General features: G+C 68.4%; 16 protein-coding genes. 8 read left to right on the top strand and 8 right to left on the bottom strand.

Annotated features, from left to right (window positions below; all coding sequences use genetic code 11):
- Nucleotides 1–101: 101 nt before the first annotated feature.
- The 6 genes from F0U60_RS04295 to F0U60_RS04320 all read right to left on the bottom strand — a co-directional run bounded on the left by F0U60_RS04295 (nt 102) and on the right by F0U60_RS04320 (nt 6,836).
- Entirely contained in the window at nt 102–2,024 is a 1,923-nt protein-coding gene (locus tag F0U60_RS04295) for a S8 family serine peptidase (RefSeq protein ID WP_395814251.1), read from the bottom strand.
- Between the two features lie 110 nt (nt 2,025–2,134).
- Entirely contained in the window at nt 2,135–2,770 is a 636-nt protein-coding gene (locus tag F0U60_RS04300; RefSeq protein WP_395814254.1) for a hypothetical protein, read from the bottom strand.
- 207 nt (nt 2,771–2,977) lie between these two features.
- A complete protein-coding gene (locus F0U60_RS04305) occupies nt 2,978–4,033 on the bottom strand; it encodes an Ig domain-containing protein (protein ID WP_395814257.1) in 1,056 nt (351 codons plus the stop codon).
- Nucleotides 4,030–4,785 carry a hypothetical protein gene (locus F0U60_RS04310; protein ID WP_395814260.1) on the bottom strand — a complete coding sequence of 252 codons (756 nt, stop codon included), beginning with the start codon at nt 4,783–4,785 and terminating at the stop codon, nt 4,030–4,032. The genes F0U60_RS04305 and F0U60_RS04310 overlap by 4 nt, the downstream gene beginning before the upstream one ends.
- A complete protein-coding gene (locus F0U60_RS04315) occupies nt 4,782–6,041 on the bottom strand; it encodes a hypothetical protein (protein ID WP_395814263.1) in 1,260 nt (419 codons plus the stop codon). Before F0U60_RS04315 ends, F0U60_RS04310 begins: the two co-directional genes overlap by 4 nt.
- A gap of 150 nt (nt 6,042–6,191) precedes the next feature.
- On the bottom strand, nt 6,192–6,836 hold the full coding sequence (locus F0U60_RS04320; RefSeq protein ID WP_395814266.1) for a hypothetical protein: 645 nt from the start codon (nt 6,834–6,836) through the stop codon (nt 6,192–6,194).
- A 226-nt stretch (nt 6,837–7,062) separates the two neighbouring features.
- Here F0U60_RS04320 and F0U60_RS04325 point away from each other — a divergent pair, with 226 nt between their 5' ends.
- From F0U60_RS04325 to F0U60_RS04360, 8 genes are all read left to right on the top strand, one after another.
- The gene (locus tag F0U60_RS04325) at nt 7,063–7,677 is read left to right on the top strand and encodes an RNA polymerase sigma factor (protein WP_395814269.1); all 615 of its coding nucleotides are present in this window, start codon (nt 7,063–7,065) and stop codon (nt 7,675–7,677) included.
- The gene (locus F0U60_RS04330) at nt 7,674–8,432 is read left to right on the top strand and encodes a hypothetical protein (RefSeq protein ID WP_395814272.1); all 759 of its coding nucleotides are present in this window, start codon (nt 7,674–7,676) and stop codon (nt 8,430–8,432) included. Before F0U60_RS04325 ends, F0U60_RS04330 begins: the two co-directional genes overlap by 4 nt.
- A 101-nt stretch (nt 8,433–8,533) precedes the next feature.
- Nucleotides 8,534–9,019, top strand: a complete 486-nt coding sequence (locus F0U60_RS04335; protein WP_395814274.1) for an arsenate reductase ArsC — start codon at nt 8,534–8,536, stop codon at nt 9,017–9,019.
- 137 nt (nt 9,020–9,156) lie between these two features.
- The gene (locus F0U60_RS04340) at nt 9,157–14,436 is read left to right on the top strand and encodes a HAMP domain-containing protein (RefSeq protein WP_395814277.1); all 5,280 of its coding nucleotides are present in this window, start codon (nt 9,157–9,159) and stop codon (nt 14,434–14,436) included.
- A gap of 14 nt (nt 14,437–14,450) precedes the next feature.
- Nucleotides 14,451–16,010 (top strand): ATP-binding protein, encoded by a 1,560-nt coding sequence (locus F0U60_RS04345; RefSeq protein ID WP_395825969.1) that lies wholly within the window; start codon nt 14,451–14,453, stop codon nt 16,008–16,010.
- A gap of 82 nt (nt 16,011–16,092) precedes the next feature.
- A complete protein-coding gene (locus F0U60_RS04350; RefSeq protein ID WP_395814280.1) occupies nt 16,093–16,470 on the top strand; it encodes a hypothetical protein in 378 nt (125 codons plus the stop codon).
- A complete protein-coding gene (locus tag F0U60_RS04355; RefSeq protein WP_395814284.1) occupies nt 16,463–16,720 on the top strand; it encodes a DUF5985 family protein in 258 nt (85 codons plus the stop codon). Before F0U60_RS04350 ends, F0U60_RS04355 begins: the two co-directional genes overlap by 8 nt.
- A complete protein-coding gene (locus F0U60_RS04360; protein ID WP_395814287.1) occupies nt 16,717–17,022 on the top strand; it encodes a DUF5985 family protein in 306 nt (101 codons plus the stop codon). The genes F0U60_RS04355 and F0U60_RS04360 overlap by 4 nt, the downstream gene beginning before the upstream one ends.
- Nucleotides 17,023–17,025: 3 nt before the next feature.
- Here the strand turns inward: F0U60_RS04360 and F0U60_RS04365 are convergent, their stop codons facing one another.
- Together F0U60_RS04365 and F0U60_RS04370 are read right to left on the bottom strand one after the other, a co-directional pair.
- On the bottom strand, nt 17,026–19,047 hold the full coding sequence (locus tag F0U60_RS04365) for an ATP-binding protein (RefSeq protein WP_395814290.1): 2,022 nt from the start codon (nt 19,045–19,047) through the stop codon (nt 17,026–17,028).
- Nucleotides 19,048–19,205: 158 nt separating this feature from the next.
- Nucleotides 19,206–19,991, bottom strand: coding sequence for a 2-keto-4-pentenoate hydratase (locus F0U60_RS04370; RefSeq protein ID WP_395814293.1), 786 nt, complete (start codon nt 19,989–19,991; stop codon nt 19,206–19,208).
- Nucleotides 19,992–20,053 lie beyond the last annotated feature (62 nt).

Genomic DNA, 20,053 nt, shown 5'->3' on the forward strand with positions numbered 1-20,053 from the left:
GAAGTGCCATGGACTGACATGGGAAAAGACACCCACGGCGCCGGGAGGGGGAGCTTACCCAGCGCCGTGGGCGGCGCGCCAAGGGAGCGGACGCGCGCGTGTTACTGAGAAACCGGAACGAGCGTGTCCACCTCGGCCGTGCCCGTGTAGCTGGTGGGCGTGTTGAGGTAGCCCTTGAGCAGCACGCGCCAGGTGCCCGCCACGGGGCGGGGGATGGACACGGACTCGGAGACGGAGGTGCCGGTGGCGCTGGTGCCCACCAGGTTGCCGCTCGGGTCATAGACGTAGAGGTCCAGGTCGAGCACCGGGTTGCCCCAGCTCGTGGTGATGCGCAGGGCGTTGGCGCCCGCGGGCACGGTGAGCGAGTGCTGGTGCGAGGCCTCGACGAGCGTGACGTCCAGGATGGGTACCTTCACCGACAAGCTCACGTTGCCGCTCCAGCCCGGCAGGGTCGTGGTGATGGTGGTGGTGCGGGTGCCGGCGGACTCGGAGGCGGCGCGCACGGCGGCGTAGGCATCCGCGTAGCCAGCGCCCGCCTCCCACGTCTCGAGCTGGCGCGTGGTGCCCGTGGTGGCGTCCTGCGTGTACATGGGCTTCGCGGTGGACGTCAGCGCCGCCAGCACGCCGTCCAGGTTGAGCGCGGGGTTGACCTCCAGCATCAGCGCGACGACTCCGCTCAGGTGCGGGGTGGCCATGGAAGTCCCATCGAGCGCCGCGTAGAAGGGCTCCGGGTGCAGGCCGTCCAGGCCCAGGTAGGGCTGCGCCACGGTGGCGGTGGTGGCGCGCGCCGCGACGATGGCCACACCCGGCAGGGTGATGTCCGGGTGGTGGTTCTCATCGCCCGGGATGCCGCGGCTGGAGAAGTCGGCGAGCTGGCCCGGCACGCCCTGGCTGATGAGCGGGTTGGTGGCCATGCTTGTGTCCTTGGCCGCACCCGCCGCCACCGAGATGACGCATGGCGAGGCGCTGTACGGGTTGAGCGTGTCCGCGCCGGGGCCGTCGTTGCCCGCCGCGAAGGCCACCACGATGCCTTCGTCGTAGGCGCGCTTGGAGGCGATGCTGACAGGGTCGAACGGCGCGAAGTGGCTGCCGCTGGTTCCCCACGAGTTGGAGATGACGCGGACGTTGTACGTCTCGCGGATGTCCGGGTTCAGCAGGTAGTCGAAGCCCTGGAGCGCGTAGAGGATGCTGATGGCCTCGCCCGCGCCCACGGCGATGAGGCTCGCGCCCGGGGCCACGCCCTTGTACTTGCCGCCGGACCGGGCGCCGGAGCCGCCGATGGTGCTCGCCACGTGCGTGCCGTGGCCGCTGGTGAGGTCGCTGTTGGGCACGTCGATGTAGAGCGCGCCGCTCACGCCCGTCTCGAGAATGGGCGCCACCACCTTCACGTTCTTCACCAGGTTGGGGAAGTCCCCGTGCGTGCCGTCCACGCCCGAGTCGATGATGCCCACGCCCACGCCCGCGCCGGTGGTGTTGAAGGCCGTGCGCGCGGTGTCCGCCTGGATGTAGCGGACGCTCTCGTCCAGGAAGTAGTGCAGCGGCCGGTCCTGGTAGATGGACACCAGGCCGAGCGGCTGCAACGTGGTGCGCAGCGTGTTCAGCAGCAGGGGCGTGACGGGCACCTTGAGCGCCACCATGGGCAGCGCGTTGAGCGCGCCGAGGCCTTCTCCCAACGAGATGCCGAGTGTGCTCCGCAGCAGGTCCACCGCGGGCGCCACTGCCTCCTGCGTATTGAAGGAGAGGATGAGCGTCTTCACCAGCCCGTCGGTGGCCAACGACGGATCCACCACGGCCTGGGTGAGCGCGGCCTGCGCCTGGGGCGTGGAGTAGAGCGCGGTACAGGCGCTCGGGGCGGTGGTGGGCTGCTCCACGACGGGCTTCTTCTTGCTTCCCTGGAGCGCGGTGCTGGCAGTGCGGGCTTCCGTGGCGGGACCCAGAGTGCTCTCCGGTGCGGAGGCACCGCAGCCCGTGAGGAGGGCGGTGGTGGTGAGGGCGAGGCCCAGCGTCTTGAACGGCGGTGTCATGTACGCTCCCAGATGAAGACTCTCAGATGAAACGGGCGCCCATGGCGGAGGGCCACGGGCGCCTTGTTTCCTAGTTGCTTGGGGTGTTCCGGGTTGGATCCGCTACTCGCTCAGCTGTTGGGCGAGAGGTAGTGGGCCGTCTGCACGGTGCCGTTGACGTCGACGGTGATGCTCTGGTTGGGCGTACCCACCGGAACGCTCGGGATGCCGGCCTCGCGCTCGGGGATGACGATCGTCTTGCCGTCGAAGGTGATGAGCTGGCCGGGAGCGGTTACCGGCTGGCCCACGATGTTCATGATGATGCCGCCCACTTCCGCAGTGCCGCCCGGCAGGGTGAGGGCGGAGGCGGGGATGTAGACGGGGACGGCCGGGGTGCTCACGCCGTCGACGTTGACGCAGCGGCTGGGGGTGAGGTTGAGCTCCGGCAGGGTGGCGGAGATGGAGGGGATGTTCTGCGAGACGCCGGGGACGAACACCGGCTGGCCGTCCGTCTCCGCGTCGAAGCCGGGCACGCGCACCGAGTAGCCGAGGATGGTCTGGCCCGTCTCATCCAGGTGGACGCGGATGGGCTGGACGGAGGCGTCGCTGTCGGGGACGACGACGGCCACGGCCGGGGTGGCTACGGTGTACGAGTTGACTTTGCCGATGATGTAGGCGCAGGTGGGATCGGCCAGCGCGACGCCCGGGACAGCGAGACCAGCCAGCGCGGCGCCAACGAGGACCTGCTTCAGGTGACGGTTGCTCATGGTGGTGCTCCTCATTCAGGCGCGTGGGGGTGGGTTTTCAGCCAGGCCTTCTTGCCCGCCTGAATCGCGCCTTCATCTATTTCTTGGAAAAAGAGCCCGGGGCTGGATCGCCCTGATTAAAAAATTATTTACCAGGCGGTTTGAGGACACACTTCTCCCAGGGGCCTCCGGGGCATTCCCCAATGCCGTGCGATGGCGCTCCAGCGCTCAGTACACCGTTATTTTCAGTGTGCGGCTTGAGGTTGCCGGACCCAGCAGTCCCGTCGACGCGGAGACTGTGAACTCATAAGGGTCGAGCCTGGCCTGCGTAGGCTGCCCCGAGAGGACCCCCGTGCTGGTGTTCAGGGTGATGCCCGGCGGCAGCTTGGTGGCGTCCTCCACCGACCAGTTGACGGAGGTGGGGTTGGTCTGGAGCTTATAGGTATAGGGCGAGCCCACCCGTGCATCGGGGAGGGCGGTGGTCTTGATGCAGACCTGCGTGGAGGAGCAGGGGATGGATGTGAGCTGGATGCGGCGGATGGCGGTCTGCGGAGGCTCGTCAGAATCCGTCACCCGCACGTCAAAGGGTGGGGTGCTGATGTCCTCCGAGGCCTTTCCGTAGACCAGCCCGTCTTCGCGCAGGATGAAGCCAGAGGGAAGGACGCTGCCCGACACGAGCTCGTACCTGTAGGGCGATCTGCCTCCGGTGGCCGAGAGCTGATCCTCGTAGTCCTTGCCCGTCTCGAAGAACGTGAGCACGCCCGGCCCCGCCAGACGCAACAGGGGCCGGATGCGCACGGAGAACTCCTGGCTGGAGCGCTGAGGCGTCGCGCCCTGGTCCACCACCTCCACGGTGAAGAGGAAGTCCCCGGCCGTGAGCGGCTTGCCGGAGAGGATTCCCTCGGGGTCGAGGGTCAAGCCCGGTGGTGTCTCGCCCGCGGTGACGGAGAAGGCATAGGGAGGGGTTCCGCCGCTCGCCTGGAATCGGTGGGCGTAGCTCTCCGTCTCCAGGCCCCTTCCGGGACCATCCGGCACGAGCACGAGCTGCGTCGGACCCGCGTCGGGTTCTCCGCCGTCCGTGTCCGAAGGCACCTCGATGGGAGGACAAGGTCCTCGCTCACCGCAGTCCGGGAGACAGACCTTCTCGGGAGCCAGACACGTCCAGCCCCCAGGGCAGGCGCCCTGTTCATCACAGGAGGGGTAGCGGGAGAAGTCGGGTTGAAAGGCGCACGCGGCCACTCCGAGGAGCACGGCTCCAGCCATCCACCACGCCCCGTGTCTCATGGCAGCTCCCAGACGAAGAAGACGGCACCACCGGCGCCCAGCAGCGCGCCCGCTCCCATCAGCACGTTGGCCGTGCGTGCCTGCTTCCGGCCTTCCTGGAGCCGCCCCGCGATGCAGGAGCGGAACGCCTCTCCCTCACCGGAGCAGCCCGCGTTCCCTCGCGAGAGGCTCGTCTCCGCGCGGCGCGCAGCCAGCCCGAAGCCCACTCCGGCCGCGAGCGCGACGCCTCCGGCCGCTAGCACCACCGTGGGCCACACCTTTTTCGGACGCTCCTCCACGACCCGCGAGGACAGGCGCGTCGACCACAGCTCGCCGAAGGCCTCGCGGATACGCGCCTCCTCCAGCCCCGGCGGGAGTCCCTCTCCAGAGAGCTGAACGAGGGTGTGGGACTCGTGGCCTTCGCGGTCCACCAACGTGAGCGCCACGCTGCGCCCTCCTCCCACGCCGAGCGCCACACCGCGCACCACCCGGTCCGAGCCAAACGCCAGCACCTGGGCACCCCGGCACGCCGCGTCCACACAGCCCACCAGCCGTCCGCCCTGGTTGCGCACCTTCGTCACCGTGGTCGTGCGCGGCTCCAGACACATGCCGGAAGTGCTCTCCGCCACGCGGCGCACGGCATCCTCCAGCTCACGGGCCTCCGCGGTCGACAGCGCCACCGGCTGGAAGGGAACGAGCACCACCCGCTCGCCTCTGCACGGGGCCGGTGCCTGCGCCAGCGACAGCACCAGCGCGAACGAAAGAAGGCTCATGGTGTGAGGTCAGGTCCCTGCTCGGGAGCCACGGGCGTCTGTCCCAGGCTGGCCATGTATCCAGCGTAGAAGCGAGGGCCAAAGGGCACGGAGAAGAGCTTGTCCCGGAAGGCGTCATCCACCGCGCCTCGGGAGGCAACGGAGTTGTCCTGCCAGGAGAGGCTCGCGGCATCCACCACCGCGCCCGGGCGGTCGAACTTGAAGGAGGCCTCGCGCCCCAAGGCGCGCAGGAAGTAGCCATACCCGGGAGGCAGCCCCAGCACCACCGAGCGCTCGCGCTCCTTATTGAACTCGGCCACCCGCCGGCCCCGCGAGTCCTCTATCCACAGCCGTCCCTCCAGGCCCGTGGGCAGCAGCAGGAAGCCCAGGCGCGCCCTGTCTCCGAGGTCGACCAACGCCGCCGAGCGGTCCTGCGCGGGCGGCTGGATGGACACCTCGAGCCGGCCCCGCACGTCCTCCACGCCCTGGTTGGCGGCGGCGACGAAGGCCCTCAGCTCCGAGTACTCCACGCGCCCGTCCGCGTTGACATCCGCGGCCCCAGCGAGCGCGGAGAGCACCTGGTGGCTGAAGACGCCCGAGCGGATGGCGCTCCACTCGTGGCTCTCCTGCTCGCGGGTGGTGGACAGCACGGCGCCCACGTGCGGGTAGCGGCCCAGCTCGCGCGTGGCCAGCAGGCCTTGCACCGCCTGCGCCTGGGCCGGGGCCACCGGCAGTGCGCCGCGCGAGTTGACGAAGAAGTACGAGTCACACGCGTCCACAATGAGGTGGATGAAGGCGGCGGAGCTGGGCGCGATGACCTGCGAGTAGAGGTCGGTGCGCGTGAAGGGCCCATCCAGCAGGCTCACCATGCCCTCTCCGGCGGGCCCGCGCTTTCCGTGGCCGGTGAAGACGAAGTAGAGGACCGGGTCATCGCCGCGCTGGCGGTCCTCGGCCATGCGCGCATTGAGCTGGCCGAGTGCCTCCTTGAGCACCTTACGGGTAGGGGGCCGTGTCCGGGCGGCGAGCCCTGGGTGGAGCGCCTGCGTCTCCGCGTCCAACACGGAGAGGAGCACCGTCTCCTTCGTGCGTGAGGAGAGCAGCTCGTAGTAGCGCGCGCCGTCGTCGTCGGCGTAGCGCAGGGGGGCCTGCTTCGGCTCGAGCCCGGTGTTGTTGGCGAGGATGAGCGCGTAGGCCACCCGCTTGGGCGCGGCGCTCGCGGCGGTACCAATGAGGAGCGCGGCCCACAGGGTCACCGCAGCGCATCGGAGCGGTCGCATGCGGTGACAGTGTCTCCGGAGTGAGCCAGGGCGGCAAGGTGCCACGGGTGCGCGGAGGGGCTCTCCTCACGCACCTTCCGTAGGAGATGGGGGGCTGCAGTGTCGGGCAGCCGACCTTCCGTCTCCTCCTATCGTCATAGAGGTCGCGTGTCAGAAGCGGGCGCTCAGGCCGAGCATTCCCCCTCGGGCACCCAAGGCCAGGAGCGGCTGGATGCGCGGGGAGGCGGCGGTCCGCCCCGGGTACTCCGGGCGCAGAGACAGCTCGTAGCCCAGGGAGGAGCCCACCATGGTGAGCAGGGGAATGGCGAGAACCATTTCGCCCCGAGAAGCCGTTGCGACGACTCCCAGCACGAACCCCGTGAACCCTCCCACGAATGACGCCCACAGGCGGCCATCTCCGCCTACAGCCTCTCCGCCCCACCAGGCTCCGATGGGATAGCCCACTGACAGGCCTGTCACGGCCCCGAGGAGTAGGGCGTAGTAGCAGCCGATTTCCCCCGCGGACGCGATGGTGAGCAGGCAGAGCCCGATACCCGCGATGCCTCCCGCCGCGGTCATCGCCACGCCCCCTCCCACCTCCGCGAGCAGACGAAGTCCGAAGGGAGCCCGCCTTCGCCCGGCCTCAGGAGCGGGGGCCTCCAGCAGCGAGAGCCTGTGCTCCTCGGTCTGCGAGGTGGTCGCGGTGTCCAGCGAGGCCAGGGGCGCGTCCTCGGCGGCGAGGACTCCACAGGGCGTGAGCAGCAGGAAGAAGAGCAGCACCGCGGACTTCGAGCCAAGGGGTAGGCGAGAGGTCATGGTTGGATCGTAGGGGGAATGCAGGAATCCGCGTGGTCAAAAGCGTGCCACCGCTGCGAGTTTAGACGCGCGAGGCGCCGGGCGGGCTGCCAGGCCGCTCTCCTGACGATTCCCGAACGTCGGAGATCCACCGCGGCCAGCAAATCGCAATTCGAGATGCGGGGAGGGTGACGGCGGGGCGTTGGGCACGGTAAGTCGCTGACGGATGGAGTGGGATGCGCGGACATTGCAACGCTTCCGGGACGGAGACTCGGAGACACTGGGCCAGGTGTACCGGGCGCACGTGGAGGTGTTGGCGCGGGCGTTGCGGGCCATGGCGTGGCGAGGGCGGGGGTTTGGGCAGATGAGGGACGCGCTGGAGCTGGAGAATACCGTGCTGGAGACGTTCGCCCGGGCCTTCGAGCCGAGGACGCGGGGGGCGTACGACGGGGTGCGGCCGTACGGGCACTTCCTGGTGGGGATCGCGCGCAACGTGCTGTTGGAGCAGGCGCGGCAGCGTGAAGTGTCGGTGGGGCTGGAGCCCTTCGAAGAGGTGGGCGAGGCGCCCGTAGAGGGCGAGGGGCTGGCCCAGGTGTTGGAGGACCGGGAGGTGGAGGGGTTGCTGGCGAGCTTCAAGGCGGGACTGTCAGCGGAGGAGCGTCGGCTCTTCGAGCTGCGCTTTGGCGAGGACGGTCTGGCGCAAGAAGGCGCGGCCGAGCAGCTGGGACTGACGCGCATTCAGGTGCGGCGGAGGGAGCTGGGGTTGAAGACGCGGCTGCTCGAGTTCCTGCAAGCACGCGGTTACCTGGAAGGGATGGAGGTGAAGGGGTGGAGCTTCTTTAAGAGGCGAGGGCATTCATGACGAGGTGCGCGGACCGACAGGCGAAGCAGGCGTTGGAGGCGCTCTTCCGGGGCGAGCTGGACGGGGAGGGCTTCACCCGGTTGCGTTCGCACGCGGCGGGGTGTGACGAGTGCCGCGAGGCCTACGACAAGCTGAGCCGGGTGGAGTCCTCACTGGAGCAGCGCGTGCTCCCTGCGTACCGGGAGCAGTTGCTGGAGAAGGAGCTGTTCGCGCGGTTGGGAGCGGCGACGAAGCCGGCGCCTGCGCGGGCACCGGTTCCCGAGCGCAAGCGCTCCTGGCCCACGTTCTTCATCCCAGCGGCGGTGGGGCTGGCGGTGGCCGGGGTGGCGATGGTGCTGGTGGTGCCGGAGCTCGGGACGCGGGAGCCCGAGTGGCAATCGCGCGGAGCCGAGACGGGGACAACCGCGTGGGGCCTGCGGGCCTTCTGCGTGGGGGCGGACGGGGGCGTGCGAGGCGAGGCGAGGCCGGGCGGGACGTTGGTGTGTGGCGAGGGCGACGCGGTGCAGTTCAGCTACACGGCGCCGGAGGCCGCGAGCCTTTCAGTGGAAGCCGTCTCGGCAGAGGGTGAGCCGCTGCAGTTCTTCCCACAGGAAGGCCCCTCGGAGAAGGTCGCGGCGGGTGTGGACATGTTGTTGCCCTACAGCACGCCGGTGCAGGGGGGCTGGCTGTCAGGACCGCTGGAGGTGCGAGCGACCTTCAAGGACCCGAAGGGCCGAGCCCTCTCCCAAACAAAACTCACCCTCTCCCCGAGGTAGCAAGCGACCAACCCACCCCTCTCCCTCTGGGAGAGGGACGGGGTGAGGGTATAGAAGTTCCCGGGTTGCCGTTGAGGGGGTCACCGCGCACCGTGGGCGCCATGACGCCCAGCCATCCGCTGAGAATCCTCTTCCTGAGCACCCACAACGCGGCGCGGAGCATCATGGCCGAGTACCTGTTGCGCCGCCTGGGGCACGGACGCTTCGAGACGTGCAGTGCGGGCCTGGAGCCGAGGGGCCAGGTACACCCGATGACGCTGAAGGTGCTGAGTGAGCGCTACCGCATCGAGCCGAACGACGCACGCAGCAAGTCCTGGGAGGAGCTCCAGGGCGAGCACTTCGACCTGATCATCACCCTGCGCGACAAGGATCGCGAGGCCTTCCCGAGGAGCCGCTGGGAGCCCATCGCCGCCCATTGGAACCAACCGGACCCGGCGGACTTCGAGGGCGACGAGAAGCAGCAGGAGCTGCGCTTCATCCAGACGGGGCGGGAGCTCTCCATGCGGCTGGACCTGCTGTGTGCGTTGCCGATGGAGAAGCTGGGGCACCTGCCGCACCCCGGTGAGCAGGCCAGTGCACCGATGTAGCGCCGGGGCGGAGCACGGCGGGATGCGGGGGCGCTTGCCCGCCTGCCTGGACAGAGGAGGGACGACGGCGAATACAGGAACGAACACGCCGCCTGGTCGGGTTGGGAAATCGCCCAACTTCCGAACTGGAGAAGGCCGTGAATCGTCGTTCCAGCCATTCGACCCGTACCCAGACTGGAAAGAAGACTCGTAAGACCACCACGCTCGCGCGGCTCTCGCACGCACGCTCGCGCCGGATCGCGACGGCGGAGGCGCTCGAGACGCTCCTGGAGTCCCTGCGAGCCGTCACCCACGGGGACTTCTCCGTCCGCCTGCCGCCCGAGGAGCAGCCGGTGGCGATGGAGGAGATTGCCCACGCCTTCAACGGCCTGGTGGCGATGAACCAGCGGATGCAGGACGAGCTGGTGCGCGTGGAGCGTGTGGTAGGCCGCGAAGGCCAGATGGCGGAGCGCGCCTCGCTGGGCCCGGTGAGTGGCGGCTGGGCCTCGAGCATCGGCTCCATCAACTCGCTCATCGCGGACCTGGTGCAGCCCACCACGGAGGTGGCGCGCGTGCTGGGCGCGGTGGCGAGGGGAGACCTCACCCAGAAGATGGCGTTGGACCTGCCGGGGCAGCCGGTGAAGGGCGAGTTCCTTCGCATCGGCACCACGGTGAACGCGATGGTGGATCAGCTCAGCTCATTCGCCGCCGAGGTGACGCGCGTCGCGCGCGAGGTCGGTACGGAAGGGAAGCTGGGAGGCCAGGCGCGGGTGCCGGGGGTCGCCGGGACGTGGAAGGACCTCACGGACAGCGTGAACCAACTGGCCAACAACCTGACGGCGCAGGTGCGCAACATCGCCGAGGTGACGACCTCGGTGGCGCGCGGCGACCTATCTCGCAAGATTACGGTCGATGCGCGAGGCGAGGTGCTCGAGCTGAAGAACACCGTCAACACGATGGTGGATCAGCTCCGCTCGTTCGCGGGCGAAGTGACGCGCGTCGCCAAGGAAGTGGGTACGGAAGGCAAGCTGGGCGGCCAGGCCGACGTGCCCGGCGTGTCCGGCGTCTGGAAGGACCTCACGGACAACGTGAACCTGATGGCCTCCAACCTGACCACCCAGGTGCGAGGCATCGTGAAGGTGGTGACGGCGGTCGCCAACGGCGACCTGTCTCAGCGACTCGTGGTGGATGCGAAGGGCGAGGTGGCCGCGCTGGCCGACACGCTCAACAGCATGACCAAGACGCTCGGCATCTTCGCGGACCAGGTGACCAGCGTCGCCAAGACGGTGGGCGTGGAAGGCAAGCTGGGCGCCCAGGCGGATGTGCCGGGTGTGGCCGGCACGTGGAAGGACCTCACGGACAACGTGAACCTGCTCGCCAACAACCTGACCGCGCAAGTGCGAAACATCGCCGAGGTCAGCACGGCCGTTGCCCGCGGTGACCTGTCCAAGAAGATTACGGTCGACGCCCGGGGCGAGGTGCTCGAGCTGAAGAACACCATCAACACGATGGTGGAGCAGCTGCGCTCGTTCGCCGGTGAAGTGACGCGCGTCGCGAAGGAAGTGGGTACGGAAGGGAAGCTGGGAGGCCAGGCCGACGTGCCGGGGGTCTCCGGTACCTGGAAGGACCTCACGGACAACGTGAACTTCATGGCCTCCAACCTGACGGCGCAGGTGCGAAACATCGCCTTGGTGACGACGGCGGTGGCCAATGGTGACCTGTCCAAGAAGATCACCGTCGATGTGAAGGGTGAAATCCTCGAGCTGAAGAACACCATCAACACGATGGTGGACCAGCTTCGGTCGTTCGCCGCCGAGGTGACGCGCGTCGCGAAGGAAGTGGGAACGGAAGGCAAGCTGGGCGGCCAGGCCGAGGTGCAGGGCGTGTCCGGCGTCTGGAAGGACCTCACGGACAGCGTGAACTCGATGGCGTCCAACCTGACCAACCAGGTGCGCAACATCGCCAAGGTGACGACGGCGGTGGCCAACGGGGACCTGTCCAAGAAGATCACCGTCGACGCGAAGGGCGAAATCCTCGAGCTCAAGGACACCATCAACACGATGGTGGATCAGCTCAACGCCTTCGCCTCGGAAGTGACGCGCGTCGCGCGCGAGGTCGGTACGGAAGGCAAGCTGGGAGGCCAGGCGCGCGTGCCCGGTGTGGCCGGCACGTGGAAGGACCTCACGGACAACGTGAACCTGATGGCCCGCAACCTGACGACCCAGGTGCGCGGCATCGTCAAGGTGGTGACGGCGGTTGCCAACGGAGACCTGACCCAGAAGCTGGTCGTCGACGCGAAGGGCGAGGTGGCCGCGCTGGCGGACACCATCAACAGCATGACGGACACGCTGGGCACCTTCGCCCAGCAGGTGTCCACGGTAGCCCGCGAGGTGGGCATCGAAGGCAAGCTGGGCGGCCAGGCCAAGGTGCCCGGTGCGCGTGGCGCCTGGAGGCAGCTGACCGACAACGTGAATCAGCTCGCCGGAAACCTGACGTCGCAGGTGCGCGCCATCTCCGAGGTGGCCACCGCCGTGACGAAGGGTGACCTGACGCGGTTCATCTCGGTGGATGCGGGCGGCGAGCTGGCTGCCCTGAAGGACAACATCAACCAGATGATCGTCAACCTCAAGGAGACGACGCAGAAGAACACCGAGCAGGACTGGCTGAAGACGAACCTCGCGAAGTTCTCCGGCATGATGCAGGGCCAGAAGAACCTGGAGGCCGTCTCCCGGCTCATCATGTCCGAGCTGACGCCCCTGGTGTCCGCGCACCACGGCGCCTTCTTCCTCATGGACTCCGAGGACGGCGCGCCCGTGGCCAAGCTCACCTCCAGCTACGCCTACCGCGAGCGCAAGAACGTGGCCAACCGCTTCCGGCTCGGTGAGAGCCTGGTGGGCCAGTGCGCCCTGGAGAAGAAGACCATCCTCCTCACCCACGTGCCGGCGGACTACATCCGCATCACCTCCGGCCTGGGCGAGGCCAGCCCCCTCAACGTCATCGTCCTGCCCGTCCTCTTCGAGGGCGAGGTGAAGGCCGTCATCGAGCTGGCCTCCTTCCACCCGTTCAGCGCCATCCACCAGATCTTCCTGGACCAGCTCACCGAGAGCATCGGCGTGGTGCTGAACATGATCATGGCCAACATGCGCACCGAGGAGCTGCTGCGGCAGTCGCAGAGCCTCGCCAACGAGCTGCAGAGCCAGTCGCGCGAGCTCACCCAGCAGCAGGAGGAGCTCAAGCGCTCCAACTCGGCGCTGGAGGCCCAGGCGCTCGAGCTGGAGGAGAAGGCCAAGCTGCTCGAGCAGCAGAACATCAAGGTGGAGGAGAAGAACCGCGAGGTGGAGCAGGCGCGCGCCAGCCTGGAGGAGAAGGCCGAGCAGCTCTCGCTCATCTCCAAGTACAAGAGCGAGTTCCTCGCCAACATGTCCCACGAGCTGCGCACGCCGCTCAACAGCATGCTGGTGCTGGCCAAGCTGCTCGCGGACAACACCGACGCCAGCCTCAGCCGCAAGCAGGTGGAGTACGCGGAGACCATCTACTCCTCGGGGGGGGACCTGCTCTCCCTCATCAACGAGATTCTGGACCTCTCCAAGGTGGAGGCCGGGAAGATGCAGGTGGAGCCGCGCGACTCCGCCGTGGCGGAGCTGGTGGAGTTCGCCCGTCGCACCTTCGGCCCCGTGGCCGAGCAGAAGCACCTGGGCTTCCTCACCGAGGTAGGCCCGGAAGTGCCGGCCACCGTCTTCACGGACCCGAAGCGGCTGCAGCAGATCCTCAAGAACCTGCTGTCCAACGCCTTCAAGTTCACCAGCACGGGCCAGGTGACGCTGCGCATCCGCATGGCGGACGCCGAGGAGCGCTTCGCCGCCCCCGAGCTGGTGGAGGCCGACACGGTGCTGGCCTTCTCCGTCATCGACACGGGCATCGGCATCCCCGAGGACAAGCAGAAGCTCATCTTCGAGGCCTTCCAGCAGGCGGATGGCACCACCAGCCGCAAGTACGGGGGCACCGGCCTGGGTCTCTCCATCAGCCGCGAGCTGGCCCGGTTGCTGGGCGGTGAAATCCGTGTGAAGAGCTCCCGCGGCGCGGGTAGCACCTTCACCCTCTACCTGCCGCGCAGCTACAACGGCCCCGAGCGGGGGAGCGAGACGACCAGCGAGGCGGACGTGGGCTACACGCCCATGCTGCGCGAGCTGCTGCCTCGCGACGAGGTGCACGGCACCGCGGCTCCCCACCCGTTGATGGATGACCGCGATGACCTGAGCGCGGAGGACCGCGTGCTGCTCGTGGCGGTGGACGACCTGGAGTTCGCTCGCGGCCTGGTCTCCGCCGCGCACCAGAGCGGCCTCAAGGCGCTGGTCGCCACTCGCGGTGACGTGGCGCTCTCGCTCGCCCAGCGGCTCAAGCCGTACGCCATTGTCCTGCAGCTCAGCCTGCCCGTCATCGACGGCTGGAGCGTGTTGGACCGCCTCAAGCGCGACCCGCGCACCCGCCGCATCCCCGTTCAGGTGGTGAGCGTGGACCGCATGCGCGGCGCCTCATGCGGCGGCGGTTTCGTCTACCTCGACAGGCCCTTCTCTCCCGAGGCCATCCAGGGTGCCTTCAGCCACCTGGAGCTCAAGGCCAACGGCGCGCCTCGCAAGCTGCTGCTGGTGGACCCCAAGCCCGACCTGCGCGACTGCGTACAGCAGCTCATCGACATGGGCGAGTCCCTGGAGATGCGCGAGCTGGAGTCTCCCCAGGCCGTGCTGGCGCTGGACCGCGGAGAGGTGGACGCGCTGGCCCTGGACCTGGCCTCACCCGGCGGACGGGGGATGAAGCTGCTGGTGGAGTTGGTGCGCCGGCCCGCCCGGTTGCCCCCCGTGTTGCTCTACAGCGGCTCGCAGCTACTACCGGACGACGAGCGCCGGCTACGACGCTCGGCCGAGTCCGTGCTGCTTGAGGCGGCCGCTCGCTCGCCCGAGGCCGTGCTCGCCGAGGTGGGTCGCTTCCTGCGCCGGGTGGGAGACCAGTCCCGCGTCTCCGCTGAGGAGATGAAGGAGCTCTCCCGCTCGCTCTGCAATCGCAAGGTGCTGCTGGTGGACGATGATGCCCGCAACATCTTCGCGCTCACCAGCGTCCTGGAGAATCATGGCATGCAGGTGACATTCGCGCAGGACGGGCGTGCAGCCATGGACATTCTGGAGAAGAATCCGGAATTGGACGTGGTTCTGCTGGACGTGATGATGCCGGAGATGGATGGTTATCAGGCCATGCGCGCCATTCGCGCGGACCCCCGGTGGGCCTCCTTGCCCGTCATCGCCATCACCGCGCGTGCCTTGAAGGACGACCGTGAGAAGTGCCTCGAGGCAGGGGCCTCGGATTACCTCTCCAAGCCTGTCGACACCGAGCGGCTACTGGAGTTGATTCGTCGGTGGGTGGAACCTTGCGCGGGAGCGAGATGACGGCGATGACGTGGATGGAGGGGAGCAACGGCGGTGGGTTTCAGGCTCAGCTGGAGCTGCCGCGGGCTCGCCTCCTGGTCGTGGACGACCACGCTCCCAACCTCCTTGCCCTGGAAGCCACGCTCGGTGACCTGGGCGAGGTGGTGAAGGCCGCCTCCGGTGAAGAGGCCCTCCTGCGCCTGCTGCGCGAGGACTTCGCCCTCATCCTGATGGACGTGCAGATGCCCGGGCTGGACGGCTTCGAGACGGCCCGGCTCATCAAGGAGCGCGAGCGCTCGCGCTTCATCCCCATCATCTTCCTCACCGCGCGCAGCCGGGACGCCTCGCACGTGTTCCGCGGCTACGCGCAGGGCGCGGTGGACTACGTCCTCAAGCCCTTCGCTCCGGAGATTCTGCGCTCGAAGGTGTCCGTCTTCGTGGAGCTCTTCCAGAAGGAGGAGCAGCTCAAGCGCCAGGAGGCGCTGCTGCGCCAGCGCGAGCGCGAGGCCCTGGAGCGCCAGAGCGCGTACCGCTACCGCCTGCTGGGCGACGCCATGCCCCTGTGTGTGTTCGTCGCGGGCCCGGACGGGCGGCTGCGGTACGGCAACCGCGCGTGGACGGAGCTGTCCGGCCTTCCCGCTGAGGCGGTGGAGGACTTATGGCGCTCGGAGGTCGTGCACCCGGATGACAGGGAGCGCGTGCACGCCGCCTGGTGCCGCTCCGTGGACTCCGGCGACCCCTTCGAGGTGCAACTCCGGCTGCGCCGCCAGCGCGACGCGAGCTACCGCTGGCACCTGGGCCGCGCCGTGCCCGAGCGCAACGAGCGCGGTCGCATCACCGGGTGGATTGTCACCGCCACGGACATCGACGATCAGAAGCGGGCCGAGGAGGAGCTGGCCCGGGCGAGCGCCGCCAAGGACGCCTTCCTGGCCGCCGCCTCGCACGAGCTGCGCACTCCGCTGGCCGCGGCGAAGATGCAGGTGCACCTGGCCCAACGAAAGTTCGGCAACGAGCTGACGGAGGGCCCGCGCCGGGCCTTCGAGGGGCTGGACCGGCAGGTGGACCGGATGACCAAGCTGGTCTCCGATCTGCTGGACGTGAGCCGGCTGCTCACCGGCCGCCTGTCGCTGGAACTGGAGTCGTTTGACCTGGTGCCGCTGCTGCGCACCACCTGCGAGCGGTTGCAGGCGCTCTCCTCCGAGCACCGGCTGCGGCTGGATGCCCCTGAGACGCTCCTCATGCGGGGCGACCCAGGCCGCATTGAGCAGGTGGTGACCAACCTGGTATCCAATGCTGTCCGCTATTCGCCCCAGGGCGGCGTGGTGGAGCTGCGCGTCTGGGCCGAGGAGGGGGGGCAGGTCGCACTGCTGGTGCGTGACCGGGGCATCGGCATCCCCGCGGAAAAGTTGGCGCTCATATTTGAGCGCTTCGGTCAGGCCCATGGGGCACGGTATGGTGGCCTCGGCTTGGGGCTGACCATCTCCCAAGGCATCATCGAGCAACATGGTGGGCGCATCTGGGCGGAGTCCCAGGGCGTGGAAGGAGAGGGCAGTACCTTCCACGTGCGCCTGCCTATCCAATCTGATCTTCCGTAGCGGAACGTCCCGTCGCGAGGCGGGCTGTTCGAGGTGGGGAGAAAGAAAGGGATGACGTTTGCGGGCTGGCGATCTTCCCGAAATGGTGCGGCGGCTCATCGCCGAGAACATCGACTCCGTGGAGCAGCTGGAGATCCTCCTGCTCCTGTTCCAGCACCCGCAGAGGACCTGGAACGCGGAGTCGGTGGCTCGGGAGCTACGGGTTTCCGCCCTTTCCGCGGGTGAACGGCTGGAAGACCTGAACTACGACGGGCTCGTGGCCCGCGTGGACGGCAGTGCGGGCGAGTATCGCTATGGCCCGGAGACTCCGGCGTTGGACGAGGCGGTGCGCGGTCTCTCTACGGCGTATGCGGAGCGCCGGGTGACGGTCATCAACCTCATCTTCTCCAAGCCGGTCGACAAGATTCGGACCTTCGCCGATGCCTTCCGGCTCCGGAAGAAGGGGGACGACAATGGCTGATGCGGTCTTCCTGCTGTGCGCGGCGACGAGCCTCGCCTGCGCGGTGCTGCTCCTGCGGGGCTACGCCCGGAACCGTGTTCCCCTGCTGCTGTGGAGCAGCCTGTGCTTCGTGGGGCTGGCGGTGAACAACATCCTGCTGGTGGTGGACTTGATGATCATCCCCGGCCGGGATCTGCTGCTGTTCCGGAACCTGTCCGGGTTCCTGGCGCTCGCGCTCCTGGTGTTCGGCCTCGTGTGGGATTCCGAATGAACGAGTTCCTCTCCGGCATGACCTCGGCCCTGTGCCTCGTCGCGGGGCTGTTCTTCCTGCGCTTCTGGAGGAGGACGCGCGATCGCTTCTTCGGGTTCTTCGCCGCCTCCTTCGCCATGATGGCGCTGCACCGCATCGTGATGATGTTCCTGAGGGACAGCGAGAACGAGCAAGTCCTCGTGGCGTACCTCATCCGGCTGCTGTCCTTCGTGCTCATCCTGGTGGCCATCGTGGACAAGAACCGGGCGGCACCCCGTAACCGAAAGAAGACCACCCCCCGGAGCGCGGCTCCGTCCCGCTGAGGACTACTGAGGGAAGGTCGCCTCGTGCTCGCTCTCCAGCGTATGCGCCGAGGGATCCACGGGGAGCCTCAGCCGGAAGGCGGTGCCCTGGCCCGGCTCGCTGCGCACTTCGATTTGCCCGCCCATGGACTGCACGATGTTGTGGCAGATGGCGAGCCCCAGGCCGGTGCCCACGCCCACCGGCTTGGTGGTGAAGAAGGGCTCGAAGATGCGCCGCTGGATCTCTTCGGACATGCCCTGTCCGTTGTCCTCCACCTCCAGCACCACGGAGTGCGGCCCCTCGCGCCACGTGGACACCTGGATGCGGTTGTCGTCGGGGTGGCGCGCGGGCAGCGCCTGCACCGCGTTCACCAGCAGGTTGACGAGCACCTGACCCAGGCGCGCCTCGTTGCCGTGGATGTGCGGCACCTCGCCGAAGGCGCGCACCACCTGGGTGCGGTGCCGCATGGCGCTGCGCATCAGCCGGAGCGCGCCGTCCACCACGCGGTGCACGTCCACGGGGCCGCGGTGCTCCTCGTCCGCGCGCGCGAAGGACTTCAAGTCCTGGACGAGCTCCCGGATGCGCCCCACGCCCTCCCGCGTCTCCTCGAGCACCTCATGCAGCTCGGCGCGCGCCTCGGGCATCACCACCAGCTGGGTGAGCTGCTCCTCCAGGAAGGTGAGGTTGGCGGAGACGAAGGTGAGCGGGTTGTTGATTTCATGCGCCACGCTGGTGGCGAGCGTGCCCGCCGAGGCCATGCGATCCGCCAGCCGCAGCTGGGACTCCAGCCGCCTGTGTTCGGTGACGTCGCGGCTCAGGGCCATGAGCAGGGGACTGCCCCCCAGGCCCGTGAAGATCGCCTTCCGGGTGATGAGCGTGCGTTGGTGCCCGGAGCTGTCGGTGATCTGGCTCTCGAACTCTTGAGGCTGCCGGGTGGAGAAGACCTGCTCGTCCTGTTGCCAGGAGGCATCCGCCTCGCTCGGGGGGAGAAAGTCGTGGTCCGTCTTGCCGAGGAGCTCCTCCAGGGGGTGCCCCACGAGCCGGCAGAAGGCATTGTTCATGGCCACCCACCGGTGCGCCCAGTTCTTCACCACGAGCGGCTCCGGCACGGCGTCGAGCGTCTTCTGGAGCATGTCGCGCGAGCGCTCCATCTCGTTGCGGGCGCGCAGGCGCTCCACCTCGGCGCTCGCGCGGATGGCGAAGGCATTGATGAGCGCATAGTCCAGCTGCCGCGCCTCGAGCGGCTTGTCGTTGAGGATGGCCAGGATGCCGATGGGCTTGCCGCGTGAGTCCCTCAAGGCGGCGCCCAGGTAGCTGCGCAGGCCCTGCTCGTGCAGCATGGTGTCTTCGGGGAAGCGCGCGGCCACTCCGTCCGGGTAGTGACAGAGGGTCTGATCCACGGTGATTTGGCACGGCGTGCCGGCGAGCGGGTAGGGCGGTAGCTCGCAGAAGTCGCCCTGGTTGAAGCAGGCGAGCTTGCGCACGGTCGTCCCGTCCAGCTCGCCCACCAGGGCGCAGGTGACGCCGAGCGCCTGAGCGAGCTGCTTGACCAGGTTCTGAAAGAACTCAGGGCCGGGCTCGGCCAGGGTGAGCTCGAGCAGCGTCTGGAGCGTGGCCTGAGTCCGCACCGAATGTGAGCTGTCCACCAGGAGGGCCTGGGGCGCCATCGTCATGGAGCGCAGCCGCCGCTCGAGCGCGATCAGCCGTGTGCCCCAGCGCTCGCCTGGCGGTGTCATGCACTCGTCGGCGCCCGCGCGATCCAGCGCATCGAGCTCATCCGGGCCCCGGGAGGTCAGCACCACCAGGTGGGAGCGCGAGGGGTCTCGGCCGGTGTGGAGCCGTTGGCAGAGCGAGAGGGTGTCCTCGAGGGGCCCTCCCGCGTCCCACAGCACCAGCAGTCCCGGGGGCAGCGTCTTGGGCAGCTCCTCCAGACCGCGCGGGTGCTGGAGCTGGCACTCCACCGCGTGGCGCGCGCCTGCCTCGCGGAGCCTGTGCTCCAGCTCCTCACGGACCGACTGGGGAACTCCCAGCATGATGATGTGCATCGCGCTCCTCTCCCTTTATGGGACGCTGAGACTCGTCCGCCGTCAGGGTGGGTGGGCCGGCGTACATCATACATTGCAGGACAGGGGCCGCTCTGGATCCACCCCCCGTGTGGGTCCAGGTCGTACGTTTTTGCTGTACGATTCCAGACGACTGGTACTCAGGATTCGACGGAAACCGTAACTTCTCCCAGGCCCTCCACCGTGAGGCGGACGCGGTCCCCGGCGTGGAGCATGTGTGCCGCGGTGGCGGCGCCGGAGAGCACGACGCTGCCGGCGGGAAGGGACAGCCCGCGCTGGTCCAGCAACTCGCACAGCTGAAGGATGGAGACGACCGGGTCCCCCGAGATGGCGTCCGAGCGCGCCGCCTGCACGCGCTCGCCGTTCACCTCCAGCACCATGTCGAGTCGGGGCAGATCCAACTCGCGAGGCGGACGCTCGGTGGTGCCGAGGACGAAGAGCGAAGAAGAGGAGTTGTCCGCCACCACGTCCGGCAGGGAGAAGTATTTGAAGCCGACGTAGCGCGAGTCGAGGATCTCCAGCGCCGCGAAGACGCTGGAGCAGGCCTCGAGCGCCTGCTCGCGGGTGATGCGGCCGCGCAGCTCGCGCGAGGTGCGGAAGGCGATCTCCGGTTCAATCTTGGGATGGATGGAGCCCTGGAGCCGGAAGGTGCCACCGGCGGGGATTTCCATCCGGTCCGTGAGGACGCCGTACACGGGCGAGTCCAGGTTCATCTGCCGGCGCTTGGCCTCGGAGGTGAAGCCCATCTTCAAGCCCACCACCCGCTCGCCGCGCGAGGTGCGCAGGCGGATGCCCTCGGCCTGGATGGCGTAGGCGTCTGGGAGCGCGAGGTCCGGGTGCTGCTGGGTGAGGGGGGGAATCTCGCGGGCCTCCAGTCGGGCCTGATCCAGCAGCCGGGCCAGCTCTTCGTGCATGCGTGCCGTCATCGCCTTCTCCGAAGCAGGGGACGGCACGTTTTGCGCTGCCCCGGCCGGGAGTGCAAGGGCCG

The organism is Archangium minus (assembly GCF_044360475.1).
Lineage (GTDB): Bacteria > Myxococcota > Myxococcia > Myxococcales > Myxococcaceae > Archangium > Archangium minus.

Coding starts and splice junctions, on each gene's coding strand:
- F0U60_RS04315 (WP_395814263.1), bottom strand. CDS start 6,041: ATGCGACCGCTCCGATGCGCTGCGGTGACCCTGTGGGCCGCGCTCCTC.
- F0U60_RS04345 (WP_395825969.1), top strand. CDS start 14,451: ATGGAGGGGAGCAACGGCGGTGGGTTTCAGGCTCAGCTGGAGCTGCCG.
- F0U60_RS04320 (WP_395814266.1), bottom strand. CDS start 6,836: ATGACCTCTCGCCTACCCCTTGGCTCGAAGTCCGCGGTGCTGCTCTTC.
- F0U60_RS04305 (WP_395814257.1), bottom strand. CDS start 4,033: ATGAGACACGGGGCGTGGTGGATGGCTGGAGCCGTGCTCCTCGGAGTG.
- F0U60_RS04310 (WP_395814260.1), bottom strand. CDS start 4,785: ATGAGCCTTCTTTCGTTCGCGCTGGTGCTGTCGCTGGCGCAGGCACCG.
- F0U60_RS04335 (WP_395814274.1), top strand. CDS start 8,534: ATGACGCCCAGCCATCCGCTGAGAATCCTCTTCCTGAGCACCCACAAC.
- F0U60_RS04330 (WP_395814272.1), top strand. CDS start 7,674: ATGACGAGGTGCGCGGACCGACAGGCGAAGCAGGCGTTGGAGGCGCTC.
- F0U60_RS04370 (WP_395814293.1), bottom strand. CDS start 19,991: ATGACGGCACGCATGCACGAAGAGCTGGCCCGGCTGCTGGATCAGGCC.
- F0U60_RS04355 (WP_395814284.1), top strand. CDS start 16,463: ATGGCTGATGCGGTCTTCCTGCTGTGCGCGGCGACGAGCCTCGCCTGC.
- F0U60_RS04360 (WP_395814287.1), top strand. CDS start 16,717: ATGAACGAGTTCCTCTCCGGCATGACCTCGGCCCTGTGCCTCGTCGCG.
- F0U60_RS04295 (WP_395814251.1), bottom strand. CDS start 2,024: ATGACACCGCCGTTCAAGACGCTGGGCCTCGCCCTCACCACCACCGCC.
- F0U60_RS04300 (WP_395814254.1), bottom strand. CDS start 2,770: ATGAGCAACCGTCACCTGAAGCAGGTCCTCGTTGGCGCCGCGCTGGCT.
- F0U60_RS04365 (WP_395814290.1), bottom strand. CDS start 19,047: ATGCACATCATCATGCTGGGAGTTCCCCAGTCGGTCCGTGAGGAGCTG.
- F0U60_RS04350 (WP_395814280.1), top strand. CDS start 16,093: ATGGTGCGGCGGCTCATCGCCGAGAACATCGACTCCGTGGAGCAGCTG.